This is a genomic window from Streptococcus lishijunsis (genome assembly GCF_047290665.1).
In the GTDB taxonomy this organism is placed as follows: Bacteria; Bacillota; Bacilli; order Lactobacillales; family Streptococcaceae; genus Streptococcus.
This window is the reverse complement of sequence record NZ_JBLBUC010000005.1, coordinates 40,264-58,585: the sequence shown is the minus strand read 5'-3', so window position 1 is coordinate 58,585 and position 18,322 is coordinate 40,264. Positions and strand designations below refer to the sequence as shown.

The following is an 18,322-nucleotide window of genomic DNA, read 5'->3' as shown; positions in this document are numbered from 1 at the left end:
TTATCTTATGGCAAAAGATATTCGCGTATTACTATATTATCAATATATTCCTATTGAAAATGCTCAAGCATTCGCAAAAGAGCATCTAGATTTTTGTAAATCTATCGGCTTAAAAGGACGTATCCTTGTAGCTGATGAGGGGATCAATGGGACGGTTTCAGGTGATTTTGAGACAACTCAAAAATACATGGACTATGTTCACTCGCTTCCTGGAATGGAAGATTTATGGTTTAAAATGGATTATGAAGAAGAACAAGCCTTTAAGAAAATGTTTGTTCGCTATAAAAAAGAAATCGTACATCTTGGTTTAGAAGATAATGATTTTGATGATGATATCAATCCTCTAGAAACAACAGGCGCTTATCTCTCACCAAAAGAGTTTAAAGAAGCTCTTTTAGATGAGGATACCGTTGTTTTGGATACACGTAATGACTACGAATATGATCTAGGGCATTTCCGTGGGGCGATTCGTCCTGATATCCGTAACTTCCGTGAGCTGCCACAATGGGTACGTGATAACAAGGAAAAATTCATGGATAAGCGTGTCGTTGTGTACTGTACTGGTGGTGTTCGTTGTGAAAAATTCTCTGGCTGGATGGTTCGTGAAGGCTACAAAGACGTCGGTCAATTGCACGGTGGTATTGCGACTTATGGTAAAGATCCAGAGGTACAAGGTGAGCTTTGGGATGGCAAAATGTATGTCTTTGATGAGCGTATTGCCGTTGACATTAACCACGTTGACCCTGTCGTTGTAGGAAAAGATTGGTTTGATGGGACTCCATGTGAGCGTTATGTCAATTGTGGTAATCCATTTTGTAACCGCCGTATATTGACGTCTGAAGCTAATGAAGATAAGTATCTTCGTGGTTGTTCACATGAGTGCCGTGTGCATCCTCGTAATCGTTACGTGGAAGAACACCAACTTAGCCAAGCAGACGTTATTGAGCGTCTAGCTGCTATTGGTGAGACCTTGGACGTAGCTGGTGCCTAGATGAGACTAAAGAAAAAGCTTGGTTTTCCAAGCTTTTTTCTGTGTTGATACTTTCTTGAACTGATAAGACAATCTAGCAAGCTTTTGACTTTTTTGATATAATAAAATTAAGACTAAATGTAACAAGGAAAACTAATGGATATTAAAGATTTACAAAAACGTCAAGAAAAAATTCGTAATTTTTCGATTATCGCGCATATCGATCACGGCAAGTCCACTTTGGCAGATAGAATTTTGGAACAAACAGAGACGGTCTCTAGTCGTGAAATGCAAGCCCAACTTCTAGACAGTATGGATCTTGAGCGTGAGCGTGGTATTACGATTAAGCTAAATGCTATCGAGCTTAATTACACAGCTAAGGATGGTGAGACCTATATTTTTCATTTGATTGACACACCAGGTCATGTCGATTTTACCTATGAGGTTTCACGTTCGTTAGCCGCTTGTGAGGGAGCTATTTTAGTGGTTGATGCTGCTCAAGGTATTGAGGCACAGACCTTAGCAAATGTCTATCTAGCACTAGATAATGACCTTGGGATTTTACCAGTCATCAATAAAATCGACCTTCCTGCGGCTGATCCAGAGCGTGTTAGACAAGAGATAGAAGATGTTATTGGTCTGGATGCTTCTGAGGCTGTACTTGCCTCAGCCAAGTCTGGTATTGGTATTGAAGATATCTTAGAGCAAATCGTTGAGAAAGTCCCTGCTCCGACAGGAGATGTCACAGCACCACTAAAGGCATTGATTTTTGATTCTGTCTATGATGCTTATCGTGGCGTTATCCTACAAGTGCGTGTTATGGAGGGTATGGTCAAGCCAGGAGATAAAATTCAGCTGATGAGTAATGGTAAGACCTTTGATGTGACTGAGGTTGGTATTTTTACTCCTAAAGCTATTGGGCGAGATGTTTTGGCAACGGGAGATGTAGGCTATATTGCAGCCTCTATCAAAACCGTAGCTGATACGAGGGTTGGTGATACGGTGACCCTTGCTAACAATCCAGCTTCTGAAGCGCTTCATGGCTACAAGCAGATGAATCCAATGGTCTTTGCAGGGATATACCCTATTGAATCTAATAAATATAATGATTTACGTGAAGCTCTTGAAAAGCTCCAACTGAATGATGCTAGTCTGCAGTTTGAGCCAGAGACGTCACAAGCCTTGGGATTTGGTTTTCGTTGTGGTTTTCTAGGCCTCTTACACATGGATGTGATTCAGGAACGCTTGGAACGTGAGTTTAACATTGATTTGATCATGACAGCACCATCTGTAGTCTATCATGTTTTCACGACAGATGGTGAGATGTTAGAGGTGTCAAATCCATCTGAATTTCCTGATCCGACCCGTGTGGCTGCTATCGAAGAGCCTTATGTTAAAGCGCAAATCATTGTTCCTCAAGAATTTGTCGGTGCCGTTATGGAGCTAGCCCAACGTAAGCGTGGTGATTTTGTAACGATGGATTATATAGATGACAATCGTGTCAATGTCATCTATCAGATTCCATTAGCTGAGATTGTTTTTGATTTCTTTGATAAATTAAAATCATCTACTCGTGGCTATGCTAGCTTTGATTATGAAATTTCAGAATACCGTAAATCAAGTTTGGTTAAAATGGATATTCTCTTAAACGGTGATAAGGTGGATGCATTAAGTTTTATTGTCCACAAAGAATTTGCTTATGAACGTGGAAAAATCATCGTTGATAAGCTTAAAAAAATCATTCCACGTCAGCAGTTTGAAGTGCCTATTCAGGCCGCTATTGGACATAAAATTGTCGCAAGAACAGATATTAAAGCACTGCGTAAAAACGTCCTTGCCAAGTGTTACGGAGGAGATGTCTCACGTAAACGTAAGCTTCTTGAAAAGCAAAAGGCTGGTAAAAAACGGATGAAAGCAATCGGAAGTGTCGAAGTGCCTCAAGAAGCTTTCTTAAGCGTCTTGAGTATGGATGATGAGTAATGAGTGAGTCAAAGGAGACAAAATGCCTATTCGTCGAGCTAAAAAAGAAGATATAGAAGCTATTCAAGTGCTGCTAGGACAGATTTTGGAGCATCATCACCAGTTACGTCCTGATTTATTTGAAAAAATGGGCAGTAAGTTTACCTCAGAGGAGCTTTTAGACTTGCTGGAGGATGAGACAAAACCCGTCTTTGTCTATGAAGATGATAAGGGAGCCATTTTAGGACATCTTTTTACTGCTATTTATGAAGCAAAGATGCCTAAAGTATCTCATAAAACCTTGTTTATAGATGATTTATGCGTTGATCAAACAGCGCGTGGTCAAAAAATTGGGGAGCAACTTTACCAGTTTGCCCTTGATTTGGCGAAACAGGAAAATTGTTACAATATTACCCTAGATGTTTGGGAGGGTAATGACGGAGCTAGACGTTTTTATGAACGTCTAGGTTTGCGTCCGCAGATGACGGTACTTGAGCAGATTTTATAAGACTTTATCTGCCTAAACAGGATTGATTTTGAGATTAGGAGATGCTATGGCTAGTTTGTTTGAGTATTTGAAAGAACACCAAAATGATGATTTTAGTGATTTTGCCCTTAATGATGTGGATCGTGTGTGTATCAATGAATTAGGTTATCTGCCTTTTGGTGAGATAGCCTCTTGGTCAAAAGGGCATAAGGCTAGCCTAAATTCCTTTTATCAAGCTTGTCGTCATCAGATGGAGGAAGATTTTTTAGTCAGCGCTGATAGGCTAGCCTTGCTAGATGTTATGGCGCAGTCAAAGCGTTTTAAAGAAATAGGTATACAATATTATGAGAGCCATATCACACGTGAATTTGAGCGTCAATTTGCGGCCGTGACATTTACTCTATCTCAAACAGCAGGGCATCAGATTGTATTTAGAGGGACAGATGACACCTTGGTTGGCTGGAAAGAAGATTTTAAGTTGAGCTATGTCCGAGAGATTCCTTCCCACCGCTCTGCGATCAGTTATTTAGAAGAGTATCTGCCTCATTTAGACGGTGAGATTTGTCTGACAGGGCATTCAAAAGGGGGAAACTTAGCGCTCTATGCCGCTAGTCATCTCCAAGAAGACTTACAAGCTAAAATCTCTCAGATTTTGTGGTTTGATGCACCTGGTCTTGAAGAGGGATTGCTAGAAACCTCTGGTTATTTAGCGATCAAGGATAAGACAAGAGGTTATCTTCCTCAAGACTCGATAGTTGGGATTATGCTTTGGCATGATGGGGATTATCAATGGGTCAAAAGCAAGTCATTTGGTATCAATCAACATAACATTGTCTTATGGCAAGTGACTTTGGAAGGAGCTTTTATTAAGGCTGATAAGCAAACCGAAGTCAGTCGTAGCTTAGAATTGACTTTCAAAGACTGGATGCATGAGTTTAGTGGGCAAGAGTTAAAATTAGTTTTTGATTTAGTCTTTGATACGTTTATAGACAATGGCTTTGAAAGTCTCAATGATTTTACGTTAGATGCCAATAAAAAACTGTTATCTACCATTTCGCAAATGCAAGAGCTAGATAAAAAACATAAGCAACTATTGACTAGAGCAGCCAAGTCTTTGCTGAAGCATTTTGCTAGTCATCTTTTAATGAACAATAAGGAAACATCATAAAAAGCAGGGATTTCCCTGCTTTTTAGTCAATATTTGTTAAGGTTTTATGGGTTAGTCTATCATCGGTGAATTCTAGTGAAATTTGAGCTTGAGCTTGAGTTTGGGTTTGGTTGCTAGCTCCTTCGATACCGCTAACCCAAAGAGCCTGTGTGCGGGTATTGTCTGATGAGACCGATTCAGAATAGACGTCAGGTTGACCGAGAAGATCAATGGCTTGTTGGAAAGTCATTCCATCTGCAATTTGTGCGATAGCTTGCTTTGAGATGGTGTTAAAGCGGATAAAGTTAAAGTTTGAAATAGCGCGTGTAATAGCACTATCACGAAGAAGGTTGACAGTCACTGTAACAGTATCAAATTGCCATGTATAGCCATCTAAGGTCACATCACCAGCAGGTGTTTGAAAGGTTTGCGCAGGCTCTCCAAAGAGATTTTTAAGGTCTTCTAGTGTTGAACCTCCAGAAAAATCATTATCACGGTTACCTAGCTTGATATTATTGAAAGCTAGACGAATATCTTGGTGTGCTGCTGGGACGTCTGAAACCTTAGTTTCTTGAGATGGATTGTTGGAAGTGGAACCATTTATCGAACAAGCACCAAGTCCCAAGCCAGCGATACACAGCATAGTAACTAAAGCTAATTTTTTCATAGGATTTCCTTTTCTATTTAGTATATTCATTATAGCATATAATCAGGCATGAGGGAGATTATATGTGTTATTTTGAAGAAGCTTAAAGCTAATCCTTGATACTTGATGGCTAATATGCTATACTAAATTTATATGCTTTGGGGTCGTTACGGATTCGACAGGCATTATGAGGTCTATTTGGCAACTCATCTCGCGGATGTAAAACGCCAGTTAAATATAACTGCAAAAAATAATACTTCTTACGCAGTAGCTGCCTAAAAACCAGCCTGTGTGACTCTCACAAGATTGTTTGCGTTTTGTTGAGGGTCTTATTGATTAGCAAACTACGTTTAGTTATTGCCTAGCTAACTAAAAAGAGATTGATAGGCTCGCAAGGATAGGGCTTGAGCTATGTGTCATTTTCTTGTTAAATAAAGACATAGCCTATGGTTGTAGATGAATAGATTGGCAGGTGTTTGGACGTGGGTTCGACTCCCACCGGCTCCATAGATATAAGCTAAAAAGCACATCGTGAAAACGATGTGCTTTTTTAATGTGATAAGATGTTTTGTCATTGATAAGATAGCGCTTAGCTGATATAATAGACAGTATGGTATCAGGTATTATCAATTTAAAAAAAGAAGCAGGGATGACGTCACACGATGCCGTATTTCGTTTGCGTCGTATATTACAAGAAAAAAAGATAGGACATGGTGGTACGCTAGATCCTGATGTTGTGGGGGTTTTACCTATAGCGGTAGGAAAAGCAACGCGCGTCTTAGAGTATATGACTGAGAGTGGAAAGGTCTATGAAGGACAGGTTACACTTGGCTTTTCAACGACGACAGAAGATAGTAGCGGTGAGATAGTGAGTAAAACGCCTGTTTCAACAAGCTTGACAGAAGAAATGGTTGATGAGGCTATGACGTCTTTTATCGGAGTTATCGAGCAAATCCCACCTATGTATTCAGCCGTTAAGGTTAATGGAAAAAAATTGTACGAATATGCTCGTGCTGGTCAACATGTTGAGCGTCCTGTTCGTAGAGTCACGATTGATTCGTTTGTACGCACCAGTCCTCTTTGCTTTGAAGGAGAGCTGTGTCGCTTTAGCTTTAGAGTGGCTTGTAGTAAAGGGACTTACGTGCGAACTTTAGCAGTAGATTTAGGAGAGAGACTAGGATATAGCAGTCATATGTCTTTTTTGACACGTACTGCCTCGGCTGGGTTAAAGCTAGAGCAAGCATTGACTTTAGATGAGATTGCTCAAAAAGTCAAACAAGCTGATTATGATTTTCTACTTCCTATTGATTATGGCGTTTTAGATTTGCCTAGGATTTCTATTACTTTAGCGCAAAAAGAAGATTTGCACTTTGGGCGTCAGATTCATTTGGAGGCGACAGAAGAGTTGCTAGCAGCTTTTTTTGAAGAACAATTAGTCGCTATTATTGAGCGACGCGGAGCATTGTATAAACCACGAAAAGTATTGAGTTAGAAAAGAGAGATTATGGACATTCAAGAGATTACGCATTATAGTCAAATTGAGCCAATTGGTGATTGTGTCTTGGTTTTAGGCTATTTTGATGGTTTACATAAAGGACACAAGGCTCTTTTTGATAAAGCGCGCCAAGTGGCAGAGCGCAAGCAATTGAAGATTGTGGTTTTGACTTTTAAGGAGTCACCGCAGCTTGCTTTTGCTCGTTTTCAGCCTAATCTTTTAAATCACCTGACCTATCCTGAAAAGCGTTACCGCAAGTTCGCTGAATATGGTGTTGACAAGCTATTTTTGACAGATTTCACGAGTTCTTTTTCTCGACTTTCAGCAGATGATTTTATAAGGGATTATATTAATCATGTAAAGGCCAAAGCTGTGGTGACAGGGTTTGATTACAAATTTGGCAATGATAAGTCAGATAGTCAGTATTTGAAAACACATTTTGACGGTGAGGTTTATACCGTTGATGAAGTGACAGAAGATGGTGACAAGATCAGCTCTACCCGCATTCGAAAGCTTATCAGTCAAGGTGATGTTCATAAAGCTAATAGCCTCTTAGGATATCCTTTTTCAACGAGAGGTATTGTCGTTCATGGAGATGCTAGGGGACGGACTATCGGTTTTCCAACAGCCAATCTAGCGCCGATTGATCGTACTTTTATTCCTGCTGATGGAGTGTATGTTACGAGCGTCCGTCTTGGAAACAAAGAGTATAAAGCCATGACTAGTGTCGGTAAAAATGTGACTTTTGGTGGCACAGAGTTAAGAATGGAAGCGCATTTATTTGATTTTGCTGAGGATATCTACGGTGAGACCATTGAGATTCTTTGGTGGGATAATATTCGAGATATGATAAAATTTGACACAGTAGAAGAATTAGTGGAGCAGTTAGAAAAAGATAGAAATTTTGCTTTAAATTGGAAAAAAAATAGTCAAAAAGTGTAATTTTGTGTATAATATTATTAGAGTAAAATTAAGAGGAGCTTTCATGATTACCTTATTTCTATCTCCTAGTTGTACCAGCTGCCGTAAGGCGCGAGCTTGGTTGTCTAAACATAAAATTGGTTTTGAAGAACACAATATCGTTACAAGCCCTCTGACACCAGATGAGCTGATGTCGATATTGGCTCTTACTGAAAATGGAACTGAGGATATTATCTCAACACGCTCAAAAGTTTTTCAGCGTTTAGATGTGGATGTGGATGAATTATCAGTCTCTGACTTGCTTAACTTAATTGCTGAAAATCCAAGTCTTTTGAGACGTCCGATTATCCTTGATGATAAGCGGATGCAAATCGGCTTTAATGAAGATGAGATTAGAGCCTTTTTACCACGAGATTACCGTATGCAAGAGTTGCAAGAAGCAACCTTAAAAGCAGAAATTGAGGGTTCTTATGAAAGATAACTATGCTTATCCGCTTGATGTGACATGGAGTACTGATGAAATAGGTACGGTACTTCATTTTTTAAATCAAGTTGAGAAAGCTTATGAGACAAAGGTTGAGGCCAGTAAGGTCTTAGAGGCTTATGCCACTTTTAAAACGGTTGTCAAAAGTAAAGCACAGGAAAAACAAATTGATAGAGAATTCACGAAAAATAGTGGTTACTCGCCCTATCAGGTTGTGAAAATAGCTAGGGAAAAAGAGAAAGGAATGATTTCTCTTGGACGATAAATTAGCATTTGCAAAAGATTTGATTAGGCGAGCTGGAAAGCGTATTTTAGAAGCTCTATCAGATGATTTAGAAATTGAAGAAAAAAGTGGTTTTGATGACCTTGTGACAACTCTTGATAAGCAAATACAACAGTTTTTGATTGAAGAGATTAGCTGTCGCTACCCTGAGGATGCCATCTTGGCTGAGGAAAATAACGTCAGGCATCCCTTTGATGATGGTAAGGTGTGGATTATTGATCCGATTGACGGTACTGTGAATTTTATTGTTCAAAAGGATTATTTTGCCGTGTTATTAGCTTACTATGAGGACGGTGTTGGACAGTTTGGTTTGATTTATGATGTTGTCAATGATCGTCTTTGTTATGGTGGCGGACAATATGACGTTTATCTGAATGATGAGTTGCTACCGAGTTACCAAGAAAAGCCTTTATCACGTTGTTTAGTTGCAGCTAATGGTGGCATGTTTGCTGATAATTATAAAGGCTTGAGAGATTTTATCGCTAAGACGTTAGGCTTACGTGTCTATGGCGGGGCTGGTATAAGCATGAGTCAAGTTTTGTCTGGAAAGCTTCTTGCTTATTTTTCGTATTTGCAGCCTTGGGACTATGCGGCTGCTAAGATTATGGGAGACAAGCTTGGTTATGTTTTAGTGACAATGGATGCTAAAGAGCCTGATTTTACAACCAGACAAGCGGTTATGTTTGTCCCTAAAGCATTGTTACCTGTGATAACATTATATATTCATTAAAACTTGTTGGTTTAGCTAGCAGGTTTTTTACTATTTGTCATTTAATGTTCAATCTGTGACAAAGAATATAGTAAGTAGCTTAAATTTATAGTATAATGAAAGATATGAAATTACCAGTAGATTTTATCGCTAAGTACCAAGAGCTTTTGGGGTCAGAAGCATCGGATTTTTTAGCGAGCTTTGAAAAACAAGCGCAGTCGGGTTTTCGGATCAATCCTTTAAAAGAGCAGCAGCAATCTTTTGAACACCCCATTTTAGGAACGAACTGGGGCTATTATGGAAAAGTGTCTGGCAAGTCTGTGGCCCACGCAACGGGGCTCGTTTATTCGCAGGAGCCTGCTGCTCAGATGGTTGGACAAGTAGCAGCGCCAAAACCTGATATGCGCGTTTTAGATTTGTCAGCCGCACCAGGTGGTAAGTCCACGCATCTCCTTTCTTATTTAGAAAATACCGGTCTTTTGGTGAGTAATGACATTTCAACAAAACGTAGCAAGATTTTATCAGAGAATATTGAGCGCTTTGGGGCTAGAAATGCCATTGTGACCAATGAAAGCGCAGAGCGTTTGGCAAGTGTATTTCCTTCTTATTTTGATATGATTGTTTTTGATGGGCCTTGTTCTGGAGAAGGGATGTTTCGTAAAGACCCATCTGCTGTGACTTATTGGCATAAAGACTATCCTAAGGAATGTGCTGATTTGCAAAAATCTATTTTAAGAGAGGCTATGCCTATGCTAGCGCAAGGTGGGGAGCTGGTTTACTCGACTTGTACTTGGTCCAAAGAAGAAAATGAAGAAGTTGTCTTATGGCTTTTAGAGCAGTATCCTTACTTAGAATTGGTGCCTATTGAGAAAATAGCAGGAATGTCAGAGGGCATAGAGATGCCAGAAGTTGCTCGTATGTACCCTCACCATTTTCAAGGGGAAGGACAGTTTGTGGCTAAGTTACGTGATAAGCGTCCTAAGAAAACGATTCAGCTTAGAAAAGCTCGTAGCAATCTGACTAGCCTTCAGCTAAAAGAGTGGAAGGCTTTTGAGCAAAAACATCTTAAGAGCTCTTTGAGTGGTATTTATCAGGTTTTTGGAGACCAACTTTATCTTTTGCCTAAAGATAGCCCAGAGATGAAGAATCTTAAAATCATGCGTAATGGCCTGCATCTAGGAACTTTTAAGAAGAATCGTTTTGAGCCATCGTTTGCTTTAGGATTAGCCTTAACACCTGGGGAAGTGATCAATAGTCTGGAAATTACTATAGAACAGTTTGCTGTTTATGTCTCTGGCAATATCGTTCCCCTAGAGACAAATCAGGCTAACGGATGGTACCAGATTACTTGCGAGGGCAACGGTTTAGGCTTTGCTAAGGTGACAGGAAATATACTCAAAAATTACTACCCTAAAGGCCTACGCTTTCAGGTCTAACTGTTATTGAATACATTCTTCAGATATTATACTATGCAAGGCGTAAGTCTTGTGATATAGTGAAGTTATGGAAATACTTAAGTTTCCTACTAATCATTCATGTGATTGGTTTCAATTTTAGAATAGGATTATTGTTTATGAAGAAAAGACAAAAAATCTTAGCATTAGGTTTGGTGGCTGTTTCTGCCATTATACTTGGTGCTTGTTCCAGCTGGATTGACAAAGGGCAATCCATCAATAGTGTCGGCTCAACTGCCTTACAACCCTTAGTGGAAGCTGCAGCAGATGAGTTTGCTAGTCAGCATATCGGAAAAACGATCAACGTCCAAGGTGGCGGTTCTGGTACAGGCTTATCACAGGTACAGTCTGGAGCAGTCCAAATTGGAAATAGTGATGTTTTTGCTGAAGAAAAAGAAGGTATTGATGCCAATGCTTTGGTTGACCATCAGGTAGCGGTTGCTGGCTTAGCTGTTGTTGTCAACAGCAAGGTTGAAGTGGATAATCTGACAAGTGAGCAACTACGTGATATCTTTACAGGAAAGATTAAGAACTGGAAAGAAGTAGGTGGTCAAGACTTAGATATTACGATTATTAACCGTGCAGCAAGTTCAGGATCGCGTGCTACTTTTGATAGTATCGTTATGGATGGACAAAGCGCTATTCGTAGTCAAGAGCAAGATTCTAACGGTATGGTAAAATCCATTGTCTCCCAAACCCCAGGAGCGATTTCTTATCTATCTTTTGCTTATGTAGATGATTCTGTTAAATCGCTTAAACTAAATGGTTTTGCAGCTACTCCTAAAAATGTAGCAACCAATGATTGGGTTTTATGGTCTTATGAGCATATGTACACCAAAGGAGCTGCAACAGGCTTAACCAAAGAATTTCTTGACTATATGATTAGTGATGAAGTCCAAAAACATATTATTGAAAATATGGGTTATATCTCAATCAATGATATGAAAGTTATCAAGGACGCTGCTGGCAATGTCACAGCCAAATAATTCTCAGATTGGAAAGAGAAAAATGGAAAATAAAAAATTGGTCACACAATTAACGACCCCATCAAAAAATTCAAGACTTGAAAAATTCGGTAAAAGCATCACCTTTTTCTGCTTGGCTTTAATTGTATTTGTCGTCGCTATGATTTTGATTTTCGTTGCTCAAAAAGGACTTTCAACCTTCTTTGTTGATAAAGTGAATATTTTTGAGTTTCTCCTTAGTGGCGATTGGCAACCAAGTGGCAAGAAATTTGGTGCAGCACCTATGATTTTAGGTTCCTTTATCGTTACCATTTTATCTGCTATTGTGGCTACACCATTTGCTATTGGTGCAGCAGTCTTTATGACAGAAATTTCCCCTAAATATGGCGCTAAAATTTTGCAACCTGCGGTTGAACTTTTGGTCGGTATTCCGTCTGTTGTTTACGGATTTATTGGTTTGCAAGTTGTTGTTCCGTTTGTACGTTCTATTTTTGGTGGGACAGGATTTGGTATTTTATCAGGGGTTTTTGTACTCTTTGTGATGATTTTGCCAACAGTAACCTTTATGACTGTTGACAGTCTGAAAGCTGTTCCGCGTCATTATAAGGAAGCCAGTCTAGCCATGGGAGCTACGCGTTGGCAAACCATTTGGCGTGTTATTTTAAATGCTGCGCGTCCCGGTATTTTTACCGCCGTTGTTTTTGGGATGGCACGTGCCTTTGGTGAGGCGCTAGCTATCCAGATGGTTGTCGGAAACTCTGCGGTCATTCCAACGTCACTAACAACACCTGCTGCGACGTTGACATCTATCTTGACAATGGGTATCGGAAATACGGTTATGGGTACCGTGCAAAATAATGTCCTTTGGTCACTTGCCTTAGTACTCTTGATTATGAGTCTTGCTTTCAACACAGTGATTAAATTTATCACGAGGGAGGGAAAGAAAAACTATGAACGCTAAAAAATGGGATAAAGTGGCGACAGCTACCCTCTATACGATTGCAAGTATCATTGTCCTTATTCTTGCATCACTTCTACTCTATATTCTAATACGTGGTTTACCGCATGTATCTTGGGATTTCCTAACAGGGCGATCATCTTCTTACCAAGCAGGTGGGGGGATTGGTATTCAGCTCTATAATTCCTTCTTTCTTTTAGTGGTGACACTGTTTATTTCAATCCCTCTATCTTTGGGGGCGGGCGTTTATTTGTCAGAATACGCGAAAAAAGGACGTGTGACAAACTTTATTCGCACTTGTATTGAGATTTTATCATCATTGCCATCTGTTGTTGTCGGTCTGTTTGGTTATTTGATTTTTGTGATTCAGTTTGGTTATGGCTTCTCTATTATCTCAGGTGCGCTTGCTTTGACTGTCTTTAATTTACCACAGATGACACGTAGTGTTGAAGATAGCTTACGTAACGTTCATCATACACAAAGGGAAGCAGGTTTGGCACTTGGTATCTCACGCTGGGAGACCGTTCTTCATGTGGTTATTCCAGAAGCCTTGCCAAGTATTATCACAGGTATCGTGTTAGCGTCAGGACGTATTTTTGGAGAAGCGGCGGCTTTGATTTATACAGCAGGACAATCCGCGCCAGCTCTTGACTGGTCTAACTGGAATCCTCTAAGTGTCACTAGTCCCATCTCGATTTTCCGTCAGGCTGAAACCTTATCTGTTCATATCTGGAAGGTCAATAGTGAAGGAACTATTCCTGATGCGACACAAGTATCTGCAGGAAGTGCGGCTGTTTTATTAGTTGTTATTTTGATTTTCAACTTGTCGGCACGCTATATTGGTAAAAAATTACACAGCAAACTCACCTCTGCTTAGCAGAAGAACAACGCTTTAAAGGAGTCTTTATGGCAAAATATAATTGGGATGAACGCCATATCATTACAATCCCAGAGGATAAGATTACACTACAAACTAAGGACCTTCATGTCTATTATGGTGATAAAGAGGCGATAAAAGGGATTGATATGCAGTTTGAAAAAAATAAAATTACTGCACTTATTGGTCCTTCTGGTTGTGGAAAATCAACCTACCTACGTAGCTTAAATCGTATGAATGATACGATTGATATTGCACGCGTGACAGGCGAAATTCTTTATGAAGGAATTGATGTGAATGCACAAAATATCAATGTTTATGAAATGCGTAAACATATCGGTATGATTTTCCAACGTCCGAACCCTTTTGCGAAATCGATTTATAAGAACATTACCTTTGCCTATGAGCGTGCAGGGGTTAAGGATAAGCAAGTGTTGGATGAGATTGTGGAAACATCTCTAAAACAAGCAGCACTCTGGGATCAAGTAAAGGATGATTTACATAAGTCAGCCTTCACCCTCTCAGGTGGACAACAACAACGTCTTTGTATTGCAAGAGCGATTGCGGTGAAGCCAGACATCTTGTTGATGGATGAACCCGCTTCAGCGCTAGATCCAATTGCTACCATGCAGTTGGAAGAAACGATGTTTGAGTTGAAGAAAAATTACTCTATCATTATTGTGACACATAATATGCAACAGGCTGCTAGAGCTAGTGATTATACTGCCTTTTTCTATTTGGGTGATTTGATTGAGTATGATAAAACAAACAATGTCTTTCAAAATGCGAAGCTAAAATCAACTAGCGACTATGTATCAGGACACTTTGGATAGGAGAGGTTATGACCAAAGAATCTATTTTACAAGTACATGATTTATCAGTGTATTTTAATAAGAAAAAAGCCTTAAATAGTGTCACTATGGATTTTTATCCTAAGGAAATTACAGCACTGATTGGACCATCAGGTTCTGGGAAATCGACATTGCTACGAGCTATCAATCGTATGCATGACTTAAATCCAGAAGTGACCTTGACAGGTGCGGTGGTTTATAATGGGCACAATGTCTATAGTCCTAAGATGGATACTGTAGCATTACGAAAAGAAATCGGTATGGTCTTTCAACAGCCCAATCCTTTTCCAATGACCATTTACGAAAATGTAGTCTATGGTTTACGTCTAAAAGGTGTTAAAGACAAAGAAATTCTAGATCAAGCAGTTGAAAAATCGTTGCGCGGTGCCTCTATTTGGGATGAGGTCAAAGATCGCTTGCATGATTCGGCTGTTGGTTTGTCAGGTGGGCAGCAACAACGTGTTTGTATCGCACGTGTTCTAGCTACTAGCCCTAAAATCATTTTGTTAGATGAGCCAACCTCAGCGCTAGATCCGATTTCAGCTGGAAAGATTGAAGAGACTTTGTACGATCTTAAAAATCAATATACGATGCTAATTGTGACACGCTCAATGTCTCAAGCGTCTCGGATTTCAGATAGAACAGGCTTCTTCTTAGCAGGTGATTTAATAGAGTATGGTAATACTAAGGAACTCTTCCTCAATCCGAAACATGAAGAAACCGAAGAATATATCTCTGGTAAGTTTGGTTAAGAAGAGAAAAAAGGAGACGAGACTATGATGCTACGATCAAAATTTGAAGAAGAATTAGAAAAAATGTACAATCAGTTCTACGCTATGGGGACAGAAGTTGTGGGACAGCTCAATAAAGCAGTGCGTTCTTTTGTAACGCATGACCGTGATCTTGCTCGAGAAGTCATCGAAGAAGATGAAGTGGTTAATGAATTTGAATCAAAATTAGAGAAAAAATCGCTTGAGATTATTGCACTGCAACAGCCTGTATCACAAGATTTGCGTACGGTTATCACGGTATTAAAAGCGTCTAGTGATGTTGAACGTATGGGGGATCACGCTTCTTCGATTGCTAAAGCGACGATTCGTATGAAGGGTGAGGAGCGTTTGTCCATTGTTGAGACACAAATCAAAGAAATGGGCAAGGAAGTTAAGCAAATGCTAGAAGATGCGTTTGATGCTTATATCAATCGGGATAGCCAAAAAGCCTATGAAATTGCAGCTTTTGATGAAAAAATTGACAATTATTTCCGTGAAATCCAAAATCTAGCGATTGAAGAAATCAAAAAACAACCAGATGCGCTATTTGCAGGAAAAGAATATTTCCAAGTGATTATGTTCTTGGAGCGTATCGGAGATTATGCTCGCAATATTTGTGAGTGGATTGTTTATTTAGAGACTGGTAAAATTGTAGAAATGTGATATAATGGTGTTACTTTGCAAGTAACGTCAGAGAAGATGAAGGTGTTGCTTTTGCGACATCTTCATTTTACTATAAATGATACGATAGTGAGGAGAATCATGAAAGTTGCACATTTTGTGGATAGCTTTGTCCCTGAGCATTACAATTTATTTTTAGATCTTAACCGTAAGGAAAAAAACTTTAGCGGTAATGTGGCTGTGAGTGGTGAAGCACTTGAGACAAGGGTGTCTCTTCATCAAAAAGACTTGATGATTCAGTCTGTATTGTTGGATAATCAAGAGCTTGAGTTTGAGATGGACAACAGTCAAGAAGCTGTTCATATCACGCTGCCTGAGACAGGTACCATGACTTTAGTTATCGAATTTTCAGGGAAAATTACAGATAATATGACAGGTATCTATCCTTCGTATTTCACCTTGGATGGTATTAAAAAAGAGGTTGTCTCAACACAGTTTGAAAGTCATTTTGCAAGAGAAGCGTTTCCTTGTGTGGATGAGCCAGAAGCTAAGGCAACCTTTGATTTAAGTTTAAAATTTGATCAAGAAGAAGGCGATATAGCTATCTCAAATATGCCTGAAATCAATAGTGAGCGTCGAAAAGAGACAGGTATATGGACATTTGAGACTAGTCCTAAGATGTCGTCTTATTTGTTAGCTTTTGCTTTTGGAGCACTCCATGGCATAACAACTGAGACTAAAAATGGAACCTTGGTAGGAAGCTATGCGACACGTGCGCATAAAACATCTGAGTTAGCGTTTGCTCTTGATATTGCGAAACGCACGATTGAATTTTACGAGGATTATTTTGGGGTTCACTATCCGATTCCTCAGTCACTCCATCTAGCTCTTCCTGATTTTTCATCAGGTGCAATGGAAAACTGGGGATTGGTGACTTATCGTGAAATCTACCTCTTAGTAGATGACAACTCATCGGCTCAAAGTCGCCAACAAGTCGCTTTAGTGATTGCTCATGAAGTAGCTCACCAATGGTTTGGTAACTTGGTGACAATGAAGTGGTGGGATGACTTATGGCTAAACGAGTCATTTGCCAACATGATGGAATATGTAGCGATTGATGCGATTGAGCCTAGCTGGCACATTTTTGAAGATTTCCAGACGGCAGGTGTCCCTCTTGCTTTGCAACGTGATGCGACTGACGGTGTTCAGTCTGTCCATGTAGAGGTCAATCACCCTGATGAAATCAATACTTTATTTGACCCTGCTATTGTTTATGCTAAGGGTAGTCGTTTGATGCATATGTTACGTCGTTGGCTTGGTGATAGTGCCTTTAGAGCAGGTTTGAAAGCTTACTTTGAACAATATCAGTATGCTAATACAATTGGACGTAACTTATGGGATGCTTTATCTCAAGCATCTGGTAAGGATGTTGCTGCCTTTATGGATTCTTGGCTAGAGCAGTCAGGCTATCCCGTGGTTTCATTGTCTGTGGAAGATGATACATTGATTGTGACACAGGAGCAATTTTTCATTGGAGAGCATGAAGAGCACAATCGTCTATGGCAAATTCCGCTGAACAGTAATTGGCAAGGTTTACCAGATATCTTAACTGAGAAAACGCTAAAAATCCCTAATTATAGTCAATTATGTCGCGATAACCAAGCTCAAGGTGCGCTGCGTTTAAACACTGAAAATACAGCACACTATATTATCAACTATAAAGGTATTGTGTTGGATAATGTTTTGGTAAGCTTCTCTGATTTAGACAGTACGTCCAAGTTGCAGATACTTCAAGACCGTAGGCTATTAGCTGAAGGAGGATATATTGATTATGCGACTCTGGTGCCGTTGGTATCAGGTTTGCGCAATGAAACCTCTTATTTGGTTAATGCTGCTATTAAGGCGATTCTTGATGGTTTAAAACTGTTTGTAGATGAAGGGTCACAAGAAGAATCCATCTTTAAACGAATGGTTGAGACTATTAGTGAGCAAAATTACAAGCGCTTGGGCTTTGTAAAGGTGGAAGGTGAGAGTGATGAGGACGAAATGGTTCGTCAAATCACCCTTTCTAATATGATTTATGCTGAAAATAGTGATGCTAGTCAAGAAGCTAATCGTATTTTTGCGGAATATGACCAAGATTTAGCTAAGATTCCTGCTTCTATTCGTCAGCTTGTATTGACCAATCATATGCAAAGTTATGAATCAAGAGAGTTAGTAGAGCGTTATCTTGAAACTTACGAAAAGACACAGGATAGTTATTTCCAAAGACAGCTAAGCCAAGCTCTTTCTAAAACAAAAGATTTGGAGACGCTTGAGTATATCCTTGGTAAATGGAAGGACAAAGATGTTGTTAAACCGCAAGATTTAGCGGTTAGTTGGTATCGCAATTTCTTAGCTAATAGTTTTACCCAACAACCTGTGTGGGAGTGGGCTAAGGAGAATTGGGAATGGATTAAAGATAGCCTTGGTGGGGATATGAGTTTTGATAAATTTGTTATCTATCCAGCCAATGTCTTTAAAACACCAGAAAGTCTAGCCTCTTATAAAGCATTCTTTGAGCCTCAATTGAATGATTTGGCCATTAGTCGTAATATCACAATGGGAATCAACGAAATTACAGCACGCCTTAATTTATTAGATCAAGCTAAAGACAAGGTACTTGCTGCTATCTCTGAATTAGCATAATGGTTTACCTCCTTGTTTATCAAGGGGGTTTTGGTTT

General features: G+C 39.5%; 18 protein-coding genes and 1 other RNA gene. 18 read left to right on the top strand and 1 reads right to left on the bottom strand.

What is annotated here, in order from left to right; translation table 11 throughout:
• Window positions 1–7 precede the first annotated feature (7 nt).
• The 4 genes from trhO (at window position 8) to ACLN19_RS03700 (ending at window position 4,584) form a co-directional block, all read left to right on the top strand.
• Entirely contained in the window at window positions 8–991 is a 984-nt protein-coding gene (gene trhO, locus ACLN19_RS03715) for an oxygen-dependent tRNA uridine(34) hydroxylase TrhO (RefSeq protein WP_413383419.1), read from the top strand.
• A gap of 135 nt (window positions 992–1,126) precedes the next feature.
• The gene (gene lepA / locus ACLN19_RS03710; protein WP_413383417.1) at window positions 1,127–2,950 is read left to right on the top strand and encodes a translation elongation factor 4; all 1,824 of its coding nucleotides are present in this window, start codon (window positions 1,127–1,129) and stop codon (window positions 2,948–2,950) included.
• 22 nt (window positions 2,951–2,972) lie between these two features.
• Entirely contained in the window at window positions 2,973–3,437 is a 465-nt protein-coding gene (locus ACLN19_RS03705) for a GNAT family N-acetyltransferase (RefSeq protein ID WP_413383415.1), read from the top strand.
• Window positions 3,438–3,483: 46 nt separating this feature from the next.
• On the top strand, window positions 3,484–4,584 hold the full coding sequence (locus tag ACLN19_RS03700; RefSeq protein WP_413383413.1) for an Mbeg1-like protein: 1,101 nt from the start codon (window positions 3,484–3,486) through the stop codon (window positions 4,582–4,584).
• A gap of 22 nt (window positions 4,585–4,606) precedes the next feature.
• Here ACLN19_RS03700 and ACLN19_RS03695 read toward each other — a convergent pair whose 3' ends face one another.
• Window positions 4,607–5,230 carry a DUF3862 domain-containing protein gene (locus tag ACLN19_RS03695; RefSeq protein WP_413383411.1) on the bottom strand — a complete coding sequence of 208 codons (624 nt, stop codon included), beginning with the start codon at window positions 5,228–5,230 and terminating at the stop codon, window positions 4,607–4,609.
• Between the two features lie 139 nt (window positions 5,231–5,369).
• Here ACLN19_RS03695 and ssrA point away from each other — a divergent pair.
• The 14 genes from ssrA to ACLN19_RS03625 all read left to right on the top strand — a co-directional run bounded on the left by ssrA (window position 5,370) and on the right by ACLN19_RS03625 (window position 18,285).
• Window positions 5,370–5,719, top strand: a transfer-messenger RNA (tmRNA) gene (gene ssrA, locus ACLN19_RS03690).
• 100 nt (window positions 5,720–5,819) lie between these two features.
• Window positions 5,820–6,701: a tRNA pseudouridine(55) synthase TruB gene (gene truB / locus ACLN19_RS03685; RefSeq protein ID WP_413383409.1), complete on the top strand. Its 882-nt coding sequence runs from the start codon at window positions 5,820–5,822 to the stop codon at window positions 6,699–6,701.
• Window positions 6,702–6,713: 12 nt separating this feature from the next.
• Complete coding sequence (locus ACLN19_RS03680; RefSeq protein ID WP_413383407.1) at window positions 6,714–7,646, top strand: bifunctional riboflavin kinase/FAD synthetase; 933 nt, start codon at window positions 6,714–6,716, stop codon at window positions 7,644–7,646.
• Window positions 7,647–7,689: 43 nt separating this feature from the next.
• On the top strand, window positions 7,690–8,106 hold the full coding sequence (locus ACLN19_RS03675) for a Spx/MgsR family RNA polymerase-binding regulatory protein (protein WP_413383405.1): 417 nt from the start codon (window positions 7,690–7,692) through the stop codon (window positions 8,104–8,106).
• Window positions 8,096–8,374: a UPF0223 family protein gene (locus ACLN19_RS03670; protein ID WP_413383403.1), complete on the top strand. Its 279-nt coding sequence runs from the start codon at window positions 8,096–8,098 to the stop codon at window positions 8,372–8,374. The genes ACLN19_RS03675 and ACLN19_RS03670 overlap by 11 nt, the downstream gene beginning before the upstream one ends.
• Window positions 8,364–9,122: an inositol monophosphatase family protein gene (locus tag ACLN19_RS03665; RefSeq protein ID WP_413383401.1), complete on the top strand. Its 759-nt coding sequence runs from the start codon at window positions 8,364–8,366 to the stop codon at window positions 9,120–9,122. Before ACLN19_RS03670 ends, ACLN19_RS03665 begins: the two co-directional genes overlap by 11 nt.
• A 104-nt stretch (window positions 9,123–9,226) precedes the next feature.
• Window positions 9,227–10,537 (top strand): RsmF rRNA methyltransferase first C-terminal domain-containing protein, encoded by a 1,311-nt coding sequence (locus ACLN19_RS03660; RefSeq protein ID WP_413383399.1) that lies wholly within the window; start codon window positions 9,227–9,229, stop codon window positions 10,535–10,537.
• 137 nt (window positions 10,538–10,674) lie between these two features.
• The gene (locus ACLN19_RS03655; RefSeq protein ID WP_413383397.1) at window positions 10,675–11,541 is read left to right on the top strand and encodes a phosphate ABC transporter substrate-binding protein PstS family protein; all 867 of its coding nucleotides are present in this window, start codon (window positions 10,675–10,677) and stop codon (window positions 11,539–11,541) included.
• 22 nt (window positions 11,542–11,563) lie between these two features.
• Window positions 11,564–12,481 (top strand): phosphate ABC transporter permease subunit PstC, encoded by a 918-nt coding sequence (pstC, locus tag ACLN19_RS03650; RefSeq protein WP_413383395.1) that lies wholly within the window; start codon window positions 11,564–11,566, stop codon window positions 12,479–12,481.
• On the top strand, window positions 12,471–13,355 hold the full coding sequence (gene pstA, locus ACLN19_RS03645; protein ID WP_413383393.1) for a phosphate ABC transporter permease PstA: 885 nt from the start codon (window positions 12,471–12,473) through the stop codon (window positions 13,353–13,355). Before pstC ends, pstA begins: the two co-directional genes overlap by 11 nt.
• 29 nt (window positions 13,356–13,384) lie before the next feature.
• Window positions 13,385–14,188 (top strand): phosphate ABC transporter ATP-binding protein PstB, encoded by an 804-nt coding sequence (gene pstB, locus ACLN19_RS03640; RefSeq protein ID WP_413383391.1) that lies wholly within the window; start codon window positions 13,385–13,387, stop codon window positions 14,186–14,188.
• An 8-nt stretch (window positions 14,189–14,196) separates the two neighbouring features.
• Window positions 14,197–14,958, top strand: coding sequence for a phosphate ABC transporter ATP-binding protein PstB (gene pstB / locus ACLN19_RS03635; RefSeq protein WP_413383389.1), 762 nt, complete (start codon window positions 14,197–14,199; stop codon window positions 14,956–14,958).
• 27 nt (window positions 14,959–14,985) lie between these two features.
• Window positions 14,986–15,639 (top strand): phosphate signaling complex protein PhoU, encoded by a 654-nt coding sequence (gene phoU / locus ACLN19_RS03630; protein WP_413383472.1) that lies wholly within the window; start codon window positions 14,986–14,988, stop codon window positions 15,637–15,639.
• A 96-nt stretch (window positions 15,640–15,735) separates the two neighbouring features.
• A complete protein-coding gene (locus tag ACLN19_RS03625) occupies window positions 15,736–18,285 on the top strand; it encodes a M1 family metallopeptidase (RefSeq protein WP_413383470.1) in 2,550 nt (849 codons plus the stop codon).
• Window positions 18,286–18,322: the final 37 nt, after the last annotated feature.